This window comes from Microbulbifer hainanensis (assembly GCF_014904735.1).
Classification (GTDB): domain Bacteria; phylum Pseudomonadota; class Gammaproteobacteria; order Pseudomonadales; family Cellvibrionaceae; genus Microbulbifer; species Microbulbifer hainanensis.
In genome coordinates this window covers 216,241-229,044 of the sequence record NZ_JACZCR010000031.1, presented here as the reverse complement: position 1 = coordinate 229,044, position 12,804 = coordinate 216,241, and the positions used below count along the sequence as shown (strand labels likewise).

At 59.9% G+C, this 12,804-nt stretch carries 16 protein-coding genes; 7 read left to right on the top strand and 9 right to left on the bottom strand.

Annotated features, from left to right (window positions below; translation table 11 throughout):
- Window positions 1–139: 139 nt before the first annotated feature.
- The 3 genes from IG168_RS13050 to maiA all read left to right on the top strand — a co-directional run bounded on the left by IG168_RS13050 (window position 140) and on the right by maiA (window position 3,027).
- Window positions 140–1,270, top strand: a complete 1,131-nt coding sequence (locus IG168_RS13050) for a homogentisate 1,2-dioxygenase (RefSeq protein WP_193164840.1) — start codon at window positions 140–142, stop codon at window positions 1,268–1,270.
- A gap of 99 nt (window positions 1,271–1,369) precedes the next feature.
- The gene (locus IG168_RS13045) at window positions 1,370–2,356 is read left to right on the top strand and encodes a fumarylacetoacetate hydrolase family protein (protein ID WP_193164839.1); all 987 of its coding nucleotides are present in this window, start codon (window positions 1,370–1,372) and stop codon (window positions 2,354–2,356) included.
- 41 nt (window positions 2,357–2,397) lie between these two features.
- Window positions 2,398–3,027 (top strand): maleylacetoacetate isomerase, encoded by a 630-nt coding sequence (gene maiA, locus IG168_RS13040; protein WP_193164838.1) that lies wholly within the window; start codon window positions 2,398–2,400, stop codon window positions 3,025–3,027.
- A gap of 260 nt (window positions 3,028–3,287) precedes the next feature.
- Here the strand turns inward: maiA and IG168_RS13035 are convergent, their stop codons facing one another.
- The 3 genes from IG168_RS13035 to IG168_RS13025 form a co-directional block, all read right to left on the bottom strand.
- Window positions 3,288–4,745, bottom strand: a complete 1,458-nt coding sequence (locus IG168_RS13035; protein ID WP_193164837.1) for a DUF1254 domain-containing protein — start codon at window positions 4,743–4,745, stop codon at window positions 3,288–3,290.
- Between the two features lie 110 nt (window positions 4,746–4,855).
- The gene (locus tag IG168_RS13030) at window positions 4,856–5,797 is read right to left on the bottom strand and encodes a mechanosensitive ion channel family protein (protein WP_319024705.1); all 942 of its coding nucleotides are present in this window, start codon (window positions 5,795–5,797) and stop codon (window positions 4,856–4,858) included.
- 174 nt (window positions 5,798–5,971) lie between these two features.
- On the bottom strand, window positions 5,972–7,144 hold the full coding sequence (locus IG168_RS13025) for a dipeptidase (protein WP_193164835.1): 1,173 nt from the start codon (window positions 7,142–7,144) through the stop codon (window positions 5,972–5,974).
- 89 nt (window positions 7,145–7,233) lie between these two features.
- Between IG168_RS13025 and IG168_RS13020 the strand changes: the two genes are divergently transcribed.
- Window positions 7,234–7,707, top strand: coding sequence for an LEA type 2 family protein (locus tag IG168_RS13020; protein WP_193164834.1), 474 nt, complete (start codon window positions 7,234–7,236; stop codon window positions 7,705–7,707).
- A gap of 30 nt (window positions 7,708–7,737) precedes the next feature.
- On the opposite strand, the gene IG168_RS13015 is transcribed toward IG168_RS13020, so the two are convergent.
- From IG168_RS13015 to IG168_RS12995, 5 genes are read right to left on the bottom strand one after another with little or no spacing between them, the layout of a single operon-like run.
- Window positions 7,738–8,154, bottom strand: a complete 417-nt coding sequence (locus IG168_RS13015; RefSeq protein ID WP_193164833.1) for a GNAT family N-acetyltransferase — start codon at window positions 8,152–8,154, stop codon at window positions 7,738–7,740.
- Window positions 8,155–8,162: 8 nt separating this feature from the next.
- Window positions 8,163–8,540, bottom strand: coding sequence for a hypothetical protein (locus IG168_RS13010; RefSeq protein WP_193164832.1), 378 nt, complete (start codon window positions 8,538–8,540; stop codon window positions 8,163–8,165).
- Complete coding sequence (locus IG168_RS13005) at window positions 8,533–9,087, bottom strand: RNA polymerase sigma factor (RefSeq protein WP_193164831.1); 555 nt, start codon at window positions 9,085–9,087, stop codon at window positions 8,533–8,535. Before IG168_RS13005 ends, IG168_RS13010 begins: the two co-directional genes overlap by 8 nt.
- A 12-nt stretch (window positions 9,088–9,099) precedes the next feature.
- On the bottom strand, window positions 9,100–9,957 hold the full coding sequence (locus tag IG168_RS13000) for a DUF6249 domain-containing protein (RefSeq protein ID WP_193164830.1): 858 nt from the start codon (window positions 9,955–9,957) through the stop codon (window positions 9,100–9,102).
- Window positions 9,958–9,997: 40 nt separating this feature from the next.
- The gene (locus IG168_RS12995) at window positions 9,998–10,270 is read right to left on the bottom strand and encodes a hypothetical protein (protein ID WP_193164829.1); all 273 of its coding nucleotides are present in this window, start codon (window positions 10,268–10,270) and stop codon (window positions 9,998–10,000) included.
- A gap of 117 nt (window positions 10,271–10,387) precedes the next feature.
- Between IG168_RS12995 and IG168_RS12990 the strand changes: the two genes are divergently transcribed.
- From IG168_RS12990 to IG168_RS12980, 3 genes are all read left to right on the top strand, one after another.
- A complete protein-coding gene (locus IG168_RS12990; RefSeq protein ID WP_193164828.1) occupies window positions 10,388–10,990 on the top strand; it encodes a DUF924 family protein in 603 nt (200 codons plus the stop codon).
- Window positions 10,990–11,607, top strand: a complete 618-nt coding sequence (locus IG168_RS12985; RefSeq protein WP_193164827.1) for a LysE family translocator — start codon at window positions 10,990–10,992, stop codon at window positions 11,605–11,607. The genes IG168_RS12990 and IG168_RS12985 overlap by 1 nt, the downstream gene beginning before the upstream one ends.
- A 309-nt stretch (window positions 11,608–11,916) precedes the next feature.
- Window positions 11,917–12,228 (top strand): YebG family protein, encoded by a 312-nt coding sequence (locus IG168_RS12980; protein ID WP_193164826.1) that lies wholly within the window; start codon window positions 11,917–11,919, stop codon window positions 12,226–12,228.
- Between the two features lie 178 nt (window positions 12,229–12,406).
- On the opposite strand, the gene IG168_RS12975 is transcribed toward IG168_RS12980, so the two are convergent.
- A complete protein-coding gene (locus IG168_RS12975; protein ID WP_193164825.1) occupies window positions 12,407–12,793 on the bottom strand; it encodes an MAPEG family protein in 387 nt (128 codons plus the stop codon).
- Window positions 12,794–12,804 lie beyond the last annotated feature (11 nt).

The window sequence follows — 12,804 nt, the reverse complement described above, 5'->3', positions numbered from 1 at the left end:
CGCAGGTCATCAGACAAAATCGGTCGCGCATTATACGGCTTTGCGCGCCATTTTTGGTATCGAAAAGCCGATATGACGCAAATTATTTGCGCTGCTATCCGGCGGCATCGTCCGCGCAGAACCAGAGTGAGTTAAGCCCATGAAAAACTGGATCAACTTTCCGCGCATGGAAGGTGACACCAGTCGCCAGGCCCACGCGGACTTTCCCGACGGCACTTACGAACGGGAGATGGGCAAGGAGGGCTTTTTCGGCCCGGCCACCCACTTCTATCACCGCCACCCGCCCACCGGCTGGAGTGAATTCCAGGGCCCGCTGCGCCCCCACGCGTTCGATAGCACGCAGATGACCCACAGCGGTAACAGTCCGTGGAACCACAAACCCATATTGCAGAACAGCGACAGCCTGGTCGCTCTGTGGACCTGTTCCGAGGCCATGGATCACCTGGTACGCAACGCCGATGGCGACCAGTTGCTGTTCGTGCACAAGGGCCGGGGCCATCTGTTCTGCGACTTCGGTCACCTGGAGATCCGCGATGGCGACTATATCGTGTTGCCCCGCGGCACCCTGTGGCGACTGGAACCGGAAGAACCACTGGAGCTGCTGATGGTGGAAGCCACCGGAGGCCATTTTCAGCTGCCGGATAAGGGGCTCGCCGGCCCCCACGCGATTTTCGATCCAGCCATGCTGGACGTGCCGGCCATGGACGAGCTCTTCCACGCCCAGCAAACCGAGGATCCCTGGCAGGTACAGGTGAAAGCGCGCCAGCAGATTTCCACCATCAGCTATCCGTTCAATCCGCTCGACGCCATCGGCTGGAAGGGTGACAACCTCGCCGTGCGCATCAACTGGCGCGACATCCGCCCGCTGATGAGCCATCGCTACCACCTGCCACCCTCTGCCCACACCACCTTTGTGGCGCGCAGATTTGTGGTCTGCACTTTTGTCCCCCGCCCGATCGAAAGCGATCCCGGCGCGCTCAAGGTGCCCTTCTTCCACAATAACGACGACTTCGATGAACTCATCTTTTACCATCGCGGCGAATTCTTCAGCCGCGACAATATTCATCCCGGCATGTTGACCCTGCACCCGATGGGCTTTACCCACGGTCCACACCCCAAGGCATTTGCCGCCGGCGCCGCCCACGCGAAGAAGGAAACCGACGAAGTGGCAGTGATGCTCGACAGCCGTACGCCCTGGGACATATTGCCCGACGCCCACGCGGTGGAAGTACCGGAGTACGTGAACAGCTGGGCGCAGCCGAACAAATAAACGGCACTCTCCGCCCGAACCCTATTCGAATTCGCAACGGCAATGCCTGCCCCTGTCGCGGGACAGCCTGATACCAGCACCACAAGGAAAGGAACAACGATGAAGCTAGCCTCACTGAACAAGGGCCGCGACGGTGAACTGATCGTGGTCTCCCGGGACCTGACCCGCTACTGCGGAGCCGCCGATATCGCCCCGACCTTGCAGGCGGCCCTGGACCACTGGGAAACCACCGCGCCCAAACTGCAGGCCCGCTTCGACGCCCTGCAAAACGGTGAGGTCACCAGTTTTCCGTTTGATACCGGCGACTGCCACAGTCCCCTGCCCCGCGCTTTCCACTGGGCCGACGGCAGTGCCTACGTCAATCATGTGGAACTGGTACGGCGCGCCCGCGGCACTGAGATGCCGGAATCCTTCTGGACTGATCCGCTGATGTACCAGGGCGGCTCGGACACATTCCTCGCGCCCACCGGGGATATCGCCATGGCGAGCGTGGACTGGGGCATCGATTTTGAGGCCGAGGTGGCGGTGATTACCGGCGACGTGCCCATGGGGATCGATGCCGGCAGCGCCGAGGACCATATCCGCCTGGTGATGCTCGTCAACGATGTGTCGCTGCGCAACCTGATTCCCGGCGAACTGGCCAAGGGATTCGGTTTCTACCAGTCGAAGCCCTCCAGCGCCTTTTCCCCCGTCGCGGTGACCCCTGACGAGCTCGGCCACCACTGGCGCGACGGTAAGGTGCACCTGGACTTGCACGCCGTACTGAATGGCGAGAAAGTCGGTTCCCCCAATGCCGGCGTGGACATGACATTCAATTTTCCGCAGCTGATCGCTCACGCGACAAAATCCCGGCCTCTGGGCGCCGGCACCATCATCGGCTCCGGCACAGTCTCCAATGTCGATCGCTCCTCCGGCTCCTGCTGCCTGGCGGAAGTGCGCATGTTGGAAATTATTGCCGACGGCAAACCGGTCACGCCGTTCATGCGGTTCGGCGACCGGATCCAGATCAGTATGTACAACGAGAATAACGAGAGTATTTTCGGCAGCATCGACCAGCAGGTGGTGCAATACATCAACCCCCAATAAAACTCACTCCCGCAACAGAATAAGAGACCAAGGAATAGCACATGGAATTACACGGCTACTTTCGCTCCTCCGCCAGCTACCGCGTACGCATCGGCCTGAACCTGAAAGGCCTGGATTACGACTACCTTCCGGTTAACCTGCTGAAAAACGAACAGCGCGAGGAAGCCTACCGCGCATTGAACCCCCAGGGGCTGGTGCCCGCCCTCGTCGATGGCGACAAGGTGTTGACCCAGTCGCTGGCGATTCTGGAATGGCTCGATGAGACACACCCGCAACCCGCCCTGCTGCCGGCCGACCCTCTGGCGCGCGCGCGTGTCCGCGCCCTCGCCTACAACGCGGCCATCGACATACAGCCAATCCAGAACCTGCGCGTGCTGCGCTACCTGCAATCCGAACTGGGCATCAGCGACGAAGAGAAAACCGGCTGGATCCGCCACTGGATTCACGAGGGCTTCTGCGCGCTGGAGCAACAGCTGGATCCACAGCCCTTCGCCGCCGGCGATGCACCGGGCCTGTTCGAGTGCTGCCTGATTCCGCAAATTTACAGCGCCGAGCGTTTCGGTATGGATATCGCCGAGTACCCGGCCATTCACCGGATCATGTTGGCGTGCGCGGAAATTCCCGCATTTGTTGATGCCCGCCCGGAGAACCAGCCGGACAGCACACTTTAACTAGCACACCCCCTTGCTGCGCCTGCCGAAACGGCGGGCGCAGTCACCACCTCAAGCTGACGTGCGGTTCAGTAGGGGAATTGCCCCAGCCGCGCTTATCCTGCAACTCTAGTGGTTCCTCTAAGGTGAGCGCGCAATTAATCGATCTTTGCAAACCATTGATCGACCGCCTATGGAGCAGCCCAGAGGAAAATGGAGGTCGCGGGCAGCGGCCCGGGACTGCCCCCATTGCGACCCCAGCCACAACTAACGCCAATACGTTACTTGACGACTTCGACCTTAGGAGGCCCCCATGAGCCGTCGAGAATTGGTGTCCTGCCCCAGTATGCGCGAATGTACAGGGAGAACGGCTCCTTAGGCGCCGGCAGCCAATTACTTTCCTTGTCCTTGCCCGGGGAGGTAGCACCGGCGTATATCGTAAGGGAGCCATCTTTGTTGCGCTTCAGGTCACTATTTTTCGTGCCCAGTGAATAGCGTTTCAGTGGGTTGTCACTGAAGAAGTGATTTTTGTTGTAAAGCGTCAAAGACCAGAACCCATTGACCGGAGGTTCCTGCCCCTTTGCGAAAGTGATGGCATAAGTCTTTGACCCGTCAAGCTTCTGGCCTGAGGTGTCAAAGTCGGTATAAAAGTACTGCGTTTCATTGGGTCGGTTGTCGAACATATTCGACTTCGCCGTGCCGGTGCGGTCGTAATAGTCGAGCCCCCACTGGGCATTGTTGACCGAGCGATTCCAGTTGTTACCGGCAGGCTTACCGTTGTGTTTCCAGTGGAAAAATGGCGCGATGACCTCTTTCTCCGTCGCTATCGCCTCCTGGATCGCGGCCTTTTTAAGCTCTGGATCCTTCTCGAGTATTCCCACCAACCAGCGGAACTGCGCGTAAAGTGCCTCTTCGCCAGGCAGCGGTGGCACGATTCTCAATACTTCCGGGAGCTGATCAAAGAACTTCTCCGGCACGACCCACTTGGTTTCTGTCGATCCAGACTTTTCCGGGTTAGGGATGTCAGGTGCTTCGCTGTAGTCAATTGATTTCATCTTCCCGTCGAACTCTGTCAGCGGGTAAACGACAACCTGGTCGATTACAGATTGGATGGCCTCACGATCTTTGTCGGTATCGTTCATAAAGACCCTGGGAATCGCGTTCGCCAGTGAGGTGGAAGATCGCACGACGCCGGTGATCCCGTCAGGCACTTTACCCTTCCAGCCGGGCCCTGCGAGGAGATAGAAGCCCGGCTTGGTATCGTAAGGCTTTCCGAGTTCACCAAATTGGTCAGTACGGGCGTCATACAGCGCATAGACCCAGAAACGATCGCCAAAGTCCGGCACCTGGATAACCACCGGCTCTTTATCCAGGTCGAAGAAACCGAGTCCATAAACGACATCCTGGTTGGGACACACCACAAACCGCTCACCGGGGGTGATGTAATCGTGCAGCATGCCAATTTGTCCCCGCGGCGCGACCGGCAGCACACCATCCAACAGGCCGGGTTCCGGCGCCTGTGTAATCTTGCTGCGACGATTGATCATATTGACCATGGGCCAGCCCCAGATGTAGGCGGCTCTTGCGAGCGCTTTGACATATTCCGGGTGTGGAGTCGCATTTGAGTCTGGTAGTGACAGCTTCGTTGAGCTTGCTGAATTGACAGCGACGGAGGGGAAGGAGCTGAAGGCGGCAACCGCAAGTAACAGCGTACAAGCAACATACGAGAGAGGCTTCATAGTTGTCTCGGCTAGGTAGTCAAGCTCAGTCCTGTGGGTACTCCTGTCAGCCTAGACCATGATATTGAAATCTGCGCCAGGTGCCGGGACAGCCGTGCATAAACGGTACCTCAGGGTCCCTCCCCCTTCACCCGCAGGGGCTCCTTGAAAGTCAGCGTCCGGTACGGGAACGGAATTTCTATACCCGCTTCGTCCAGCGCGTACTTGATGGCCGCTACCACTTCACCGTGAGACTCGCGCATGGCGAAGGGTGTGGAACCCGTCCACCAGGTAACTTCGATATTGATACTGCTTTCGCCGAATCCCGCCGGGAAAACCTGCAATGGCTCATCGTCGCGCACGGTCTTACAGACTGACACAGCCTCTTTTATGACTTTCACGGCAGTGTTGACGTCTTCACTGTAGGCGATTCCCGCGACGACCGACGTCCGCCTCTTTCTCCGGTTGGTCAGTATGTGGCAGGGATTTTTGAACAGGAACAAATTGGGCACTATTACGAGTTCCCCGGTGACGCGGCGAATAGTCGTATTGCGCACCTCGACCGACTCCACCCGCCCCACAATATCCTCGCATTCAATCACATCGCCCTCTTCAAACGGAAAGTGCCACAGGATCAGGATGCCGGCGAAAAAGTTCTCGAAGATATCCTTGAACGCGAACCCCACCGCCACCGAGAAGAGCCCCACGGCGCCCAGCATCTTGGCCGGCGTCAGGCCGGGGATCAGCACCATGGCAGCGAACAGCAACCCCAGTATCCAGGTGGCGATAGTCAGCAGACGTACCAGCAGATCCTGCAGGGATTTGCGCGAGGTGGTGCGGCGGAAGAAGTGGCGGCCGAAACGGCGCATCACGAACACAACAACGCCGGTGAACAGCAGCACCATCAGACCGGCGATCATATAGGGCGTGTGGGCGAGGAAATTTTCCCAGATATTGTCCAGCGAACCCAACACGGTATCCGCCGCCTTGGAAACCGTTTCCGGGGCGATTTCCTGCAGGGCGTTTTTATCTTCCCCCTCTTTTTGCACCAACGGGTAAATGCGGGGAAACACTGTAGAAATGGCGGCTAGACAATCGGCGATCACGGGGCTGAAGGCATTCCGGTAGCTGGAACCAACCCTGTTTATAGCTGATGATTTCCCGCGGCGTGGCGGCTGCCGATGCTGCCGCCCCATGTGGCGCGGCAGGCGACAGTTAATTCAGAAGCACGGCGCCACACCAGGCACTCAGGATGCGGGCAACTGGGCGAGGAAGAAGTCGCGCATGTTTTGCCCCATCACGCGACGGATTTCCTCTTTGGTAAAGCCCTGCTTCAACATCTCGCCGGTCAGCAGGTCGAGCTCACTGACATCAAACGCGGTTGCCACACTGCCGTCGTAATCGGATCCCAGCGCCACGTGGTCCACCCCCAGCAGATCGATGGCGTAGCGAATGGTCTTGACAATATGTGCCGGGCTGTCGTCACAGACAGCGCCTTTCCAGTAACCCACGCCGACCAGGCCGCCGCGGGCGGCAATCTGTTGCATCAGTGCATCGCTGATATTGCGCGGGGAATCGCACATCCCCTTGAGGCCGGTGTGGGAAAGGATTACAGGCCGCTCTGCTGTTGCCAGCACATCGCGCACCACCTGCTCGGAGGAATGCGCCACATCGATCACGATGCCGCGCCGGTCCATTTCCTGCACCGCGGCGCGGCCAAAGTCGGTGAGGCCCGCCCCGCTCTCGCCGTGCAGCGAGCCGCCCAGGGCATTGTCGAAGAAATGCTGCAGCCCCATCACCCGGAATCCCGCGTCGTAGAGCACGCCGATGTTTTCCACTCTGCCCTCTAGCGGGTGCGAGCCCTCTATGCCGAGAATTGCGGCAATCTGCTCGCTGCCGTGGGCCCGCTTGCCCAATACCCCGCGCAAGTCAGCGGCACTGCGCACCAGCGCCAGCTGCTCCGGCACCCGCGTTGCCAGCCGGGTAACGCGCTCGGCGTGATACAGGGCGCGCTGTAGCAGGCTGTCCCAGGTGCGCGGCGGCCAACCCTCGGCAACGGCGAGTAGCGTGATGTTGTCGTCCGCCTCGCTGGAATTCCTGTTGTAATTCTGTCCGCGCGGCGATTTCGTCACGGCAGTGAACACCTGCATGCCGAGGTTGCCGCGCCGCGCGCGCGGCAGATCAACGTGGCCGTAGTCTTTTTCTTCACCCAGATCCCGGCCCCACAGGAAGCTATCCGCGTGCAGGTCACCGATCAGCAGTTTCCGGTGCAGCGCCGCAGTCTGCGCGGAGACCGGAGGATATTCGGCAGGGCCAATACGCTGGTTCTGCCCCTTTTCAATGCCGGGCACCAGCAGCCATTTCCAGCCGGCGAACAAAATCAGGACAAGCGGGGTCAGAACTACGAGGAGTTTTTTCATGGGGTACGGCCGTTTCTTATTAGAAGCGCCATTATCCCGACGGTATGATTAACGACAATAACCAATTGGGAAACCGCCAAGGATCATTTGTGACAAAATCTTTCCGCCTCCTGTTACCACTGCTGCTGACACTGCTTATGGGCGGCTGCGCCGCTCTGTCACCGAATTTCCAGAAGCCCGAGGTCGAGGTCACCGCGCTGGAACCCCTGCCCGCGGGTCCGGGTAACGACCTGCGTTTCCGCATCCATTTGAGGGTCTTCAATCCCAACAATTCCGAGCTGGCGCTATCCGGCCTCTACTACACCCTGAGCCTCGCCGGCCACAAGGTCATCACGGGAACTTCGAGTAACCTGCCCCCTATTGCCCCTTACAGCCAGGACAACATCGTCGTGGATGCCACCGCGAGTGTGGTGGGTTCGATCTTCGCGGCCATGGACCTGATCCGCAGCCAGAGTGAAACGGTGCCCTATGAGCTGGAAGCAAAACTGGGGCTGCGCAAGTCAATACTGCCGTCGATAACAGTGCGCAAGCGTGGGGAAATCGACCTGAGCCAGCGCCGCTAAACGCGCACGGCACGGGCGCAGTAACACGCCTCAGTCAATGGAATGATCCGGCTCCAGCACCCAGCAACGCGGGTTGTGGCTGTAGCCGATTTGTGGGTAGTAATCGTTGGCCGCGGGTGCCGCCAGCAGGATGAGCTTGCACCTTGGACCCAGCTGCGCCCGGGTCATGGCCTGCAGTTTGCGGCCGATTCCGGCGCGCTGCAGATCCCGGTGCACCGCCAGGTCAGAAAGATAACAGCAGTAATGGAAATCGGTGACGGCGCGGGCGATGCCCACCAGTTCGTCACCGCGCCATGCGGTGACAGTCAGATCGGCGTTGTCGAGCATACCCTGCATGCAATCCAGGTCGTCGACAGGACGGCGCTCGGCCAGTGTGGAGTGGCGCAGCAGCTCGATGAACTGCTGCGCCGTGACGGGGTGATTCAGACGATATTCGATACTGCCCAACGGGCGGATCAGCCGCGTCGCGCGGCAACAATACCGCCGGTCATCGCAACCAGTGACGCGAGGACACCCAGCCCGACCAGGCTATACAGGCTGATCGTCTGCTGTACTGCTTCGGTCAGCACCTGGTCGAACGGGAACTGCCAGGCCACGATTGCGGAGGCCGCAACCACCGCCCCGTACTGGGCGCGGGTGGCGCGGCGCTCGGAGCGCCTCGACGGCGGCGGGAGCTGTGCCATAACCCGCTCGCAAAAGCCGCCATCGTCCAGATAGGGCTCATCGAACTGCAGCTGCTGGCTGAGCCAGGCATCGAAATCGGGATCTTTTGCCCGCAATGCGGAATCACTCAAGGGTTCGAACCTGCTGTTCTGTTGATTCAATCTATCCACTCACTACCTCCTCGCGCCATGCCTGCAACAGCGTCTGTAACTTGGCCCGCGCGCGGTTAACGTGGGATTTTACCGTACCCAGTGGCAGCTTCATAATACTGGCCGCCTCTTCGTGGGAGAAGCCGCGCTGCATGCACAGGTGTACCGCCTGGCGCTGTGCATCACTGAGTTCTCCCATCGCCGAATTCAGGTCCCGCGCCATACCGAGTTGCTGGGCCTCTTCGACACTTTCCTCTGCCTGCGCCCGGTCGACCGCTTCCTGATTGACCTCAGGGGTATTCTTGCGCTTGTGGCTCATGACGAGATTGTAGGCGATGCGGTACAACCAGGTGCTGAAACGCGCATCGCCCCGAAATGCCGGCAGTGCCTTGTAGGCTTTGATAAAAGCCTCCTGGGCCATGTCGTCAGCCAGGGCCTGGTCGCCATCGCACAGCTGACGGAGCGAGAATCGCAGCTGTGACTGATAGCGCCGAACCAGCTGGCCGTAAGCCCGCTGGTCCCCGTCTTTGACGATGCGCCGGATTAATTCCTCGTCATTGAGGTCCATAAACCGCTGTCCTTAACCCGCCTGAATGCCCTGCTGGTGATCCAGCTTCCAGTTAATGAAGCGGGCGACACCGATAAACAGCGGTATCAGGCCCAGGCTACCCACTTCCACTCCGGAGGACAGGCTCAGCCAGATAAACAGCGCCAGACCGACCGCAATCAGGGTAAAGCCACGATCGCGCATATTGCTGGGAGACGCTCCCTCCATCGCATCCAGCAGCTCCGGCGGGATGTCGCGACCCTCGGCCACCATGCGATTGATGTTATCCATCATCAACTGCTTCTTGCGGTAACTGCTGCGGGTTACCAGCCAGACGATCAGGATCGGGGTGCCGAACACTGCCAGGATGGCGATCACCGGCACGATCCAGCTGAAATCCACGCTGTCACCTCCCATGTGGAAGCTCTGACCATGGGGATGGTCGAAGTCCAGATCTCCCTTGATACCGATATCGATATTGCGCGGTACGTCTTCAAGGGCGTCATCAACGGCGCGCTCTACCACCAGGCCCCTCTCGTCGAGAATGCCCTTGCTCTCCAGCTCAGAGTAGATGCGCCGGGTCAGCGCGCCACCAAATTTCTCGCCCAGATCCACCTGGACATCAGTGCGCTTGCCGTGCTCATCGCTGGTACGGATTCTCAGGGTGCCGTCCTCGCCGCGCGTAATGCGCACCTGTTTGGAGACCTCGGGCGGCTCCGGCGGCTTGGGCGGTTCGGGGGGCACCGGTACCGTCGCGGGCCGATCAACCGCACCCTCTTCGGCGGCGTTATCCTGGGCCCAGCCACTGGCGACGGTCAGGACCGCCACCAGGGCCAGCAACCAGCGGGCGCCGGTCCGCAGGGCTGAATGATTATTATTTCTCGCTCTCATAGTGTTGCTCTCTACTCAGTATTGTCTGTTTCCGGATGTCTCAGGGCGCAGTCCACTGCGCGCCGGCAAAGACACCCGGAACGCCCTTTACAGGCGACTCCTGCTCGGCGATCCGCACCGGATATCGGGGTGCATTGTGCCCCTCTTTCCGCTCCTTCTCACGACATTCCTCGAGCTTGCGGGAAAAGGACTGCTCGGCCTTTTCCGCCAGCTGCTGCTGGACCTTGTCCATGGGGATCGCCAGTTCCGCCGCGCCCGCACTCATGCTGCAGAGCGCCAGAGCCAGTACGGCGTAAAATTGTACCTTTTTCACACTTCCTGTATTAGGGGTTAACATGATCGCCTCCAGGCAATTTTTCCGTGTTCGCTCTTATGACGGCGCCAGCACGGAGTCTGGATGCACCAGAAGTAGAAATTTATTGGATATCCCATGACAAAGCCCGCCGAAGTCCTCAAATTCTGGTTTGGCACCGATGCACTCAACGCGCCGGTCGACCCCGCCTACCGCCAGCGTTGGTTTGGCGGCGACGAAATGTTTGACCGGCAGATAGAGGAGGCCTTTGGCCCGCTGGTGGAATCGGCCCTCGCCGGGGCGCTGCAGGAATGGCGCCAGACTCTGGCCGGTGAGCTGGCGTTGGTGCTGGTCTGCGATCAGTTCACCCGCAATATCTACCGCGGAACCCGGCGGGCCTTCGCCGGCGACCCGCTGGCTGCAGAAGTTGCCCTGGCCGTTGTCGAGCGCGGCGACGACACCCGCCTCGGCCTCCACCAGCGCGCCTTTCTGGGCATGCCCCTGGAACACGGAGAAAGCGCCGAAATGCAGGCTCGCTCACTGGATTACTTCGACCGGCTGCGCCGCAGCCATCTCGATGGCGCCGAGGGCGCTGCCGAGGCAGAGAACTTCTACAAGTACGCCGTAGCGCACCAGAAGGTCATTGAAGCGTTTGGCCGCTACCCGCACCGCAATGCGGCGCTGGGCCGGGAGTCGACGCCAGCCGAGCAGCACTGGCTGGATCAGGGAGGTGGTTTCTAATGGATTTGCTCGCCTGGTTTTCACTGGCCGGAATTTGCGCACTGGGGGCAATGTCACCGGGCCCCAGCCTGCTGATCGTATTGCGCAGCGCCTCTGCCGGCCCGCGTCAGGGCATTGCCTGTGCCCTCGCCCACGGTGCTGCGATCGCCGTCTACGCGGGCCTGACCGCATTCGGCCTGGCGATCCTGATCACTCACTCGCCCACGCTCTTTGCCATCCTGCAGTGGGCCGGTGCCGCCATGCTGATCTATTTAGGGTGGAAAGCGCTGCGGGCTCCGGCGCCTGATCCCCAGGCGAGCCGCGTTGAGGCTCCGCAGCAGACCGTTGGCCGCGCCGCACTGCAGGGTTTTGGTATCGCCTTTTTCAACCCCAAGGTCGCGATCTTCTTTACCGCGCTGTTCAGCCAGTTTGTTGCCGAGCAACAGGTCCTCTCCACCAAACTGGGTATGGCCGCTCTGGCCGCGGGCGTCGATGCGTTCTGGTATTGCGTGGTCACGCTGGCAGTCTATGCGGGGCGCAATCGCCGTGTCATTAGCCCGGTGGCCGGTCACCGCCTGCAGCAGGTATTCGGGGTGCTGTTACTCGGACTTGCTGCTCGCCTGTTGCTGGCGCTGTAGTTTCCTCCACATTTCGCGTCCGCCCCATAAAAAAAGGCCCGCAATGCGGGCCTTAATGTCATACTGCGGGGTTGGAGCTAACTGCCCCTGGGGGGGAGGAAGACAGTTAACCTCCACGCCATTATCGCAGTAGTTGCCCTCCGCCTGCGGACCAGCCAACGCAGCGCGGGCTCCGCTTGTCGCAGCTTGCCCCAATATCCCCGCCCCCATCCCCGCACGCCACTTTTGTTTGACACTGAACATTTATACAGTTACTGTGCATTCATACACGCAAATCACTGAAAATCACAAAATAACCGGAGGCGCACAATGGCCGTTGTTGCTGTATGGAAATGCGATAGAGACGGAGCAATGTTCGACAACAAGAAAGACGCAGAAGAACACGACAAAATGCTGGAACTTGCCGCCAATATTACCTCGCTGATCGAGCGTAATATCAACGGTATTTCCGAGGAAGCTGGCGAGGAAATTGGCCTGTTACTGGCCAAGCGCCGCGACGACCTGGCCAAGGCCTGTAAAGGCAAGCCGGAAGTTCTGCTTCAGGAAGAAGCACCGGCAGCGCAGGAAGAAGACAGCACCGCAGATGACGATCGGGTTACCCCGCTGGTTGCCAATCAGTAACCGTAGACAGTTCCATCCCTGGCAGATGCACGCAACGGCTTTCCGGGCTCACGGTGCCCCGCCCTGCTGCATCTGCTCTACCGCCCCGATTGGCGGACACCCGCCCGGCTTTGCGCCGGGCTTTTTTGTTAAGGCCGAATAACAATAGGCCTTCGCTGGTCAAACAACAGCCCCCGATTCAGAAAGCCATGCCGATATTGATTGCGGCCAGGCCGACAATCACCAGCCAGCTCAAGGCGGTGCCGAAAAAACGGCCCGGGTGGTAGCCGCCCCTGCCCGCAGTCAGCCCCACAGCGTGTATCAGCCGGGCCAACACAAATACCCCACCGAACAAGTGCAGCCACGGCGCAGCGAGGCCATTGAGTTCCGCCATCAACAACAGCAACATCGCCAGCGGAACATATTCGACGGCATTGGCATGACTGCGGATCAGAACTTCTGCGTGATGCTTACCGGCGCTGCCGAGTCCGACCTTTTCCGAACGGCGGAACTGCACAACCCGGAATGCCAGCGCAATGATCAACAGTGCGCACAGGCCCGCATAGAGCCCGGTGATATGAGCCATCGGTTTTCTCC

Coding starts and splice junctions, on each gene's coding strand:
- IG168_RS13050 (WP_193164840.1), top strand. CDS start 140: ATGAAAAACTGGATCAACTTTCCGCGCATGGAAGGTGACACCAGTCGC.
- IG168_RS13045 (WP_193164839.1), top strand. CDS start 1,370: ATGAAGCTAGCCTCACTGAACAAGGGCCGCGACGGTGAACTGATCGTG.
- maiA (WP_193164838.1), top strand. CDS start 2,398: ATGGAATTACACGGCTACTTTCGCTCCTCCGCCAGCTACCGCGTACGC.
- IG168_RS13035 (WP_193164837.1), bottom strand. CDS start 4,745: ATGAAGCCTCTCTCGTATGTTGCTTGTACGCTGTTACTTGCGGTTGCC.
- IG168_RS13025 (WP_193164835.1), bottom strand. CDS start 7,144: ATGAAAAAACTCCTCGTAGTTCTGACCCCGCTTGTCCTGATTTTGTTC.
- IG168_RS13005 (WP_193164831.1), bottom strand. CDS start 9,087: ATGGACCTCAATGACGAGGAATTAATCCGGCGCATCGTCAAAGACGGG.
- IG168_RS13000 (WP_193164830.1), bottom strand. CDS start 9,957: ATGAGAGCGAGAAATAATAATCATTCAGCCCTGCGGACCGGCGCCCGC.
- IG168_RS12990 (WP_193164828.1), top strand. CDS start 10,388: ATGACAAAGCCCGCCGAAGTCCTCAAATTCTGGTTTGGCACCGATGCA.
- IG168_RS12985 (WP_193164827.1), top strand. CDS start 10,990: ATGGATTTGCTCGCCTGGTTTTCACTGGCCGGAATTTGCGCACTGGGG.
- IG168_RS12980 (WP_193164826.1), top strand. CDS start 11,917: ATGGCCGTTGTTGCTGTATGGAAATGCGATAGAGACGGAGCAATGTTC.
- IG168_RS12975 (WP_193164825.1), bottom strand. CDS start 12,793: ATGGCTCATATCACCGGGCTCTATGCGGGCCTGTGCGCACTGTTGATC.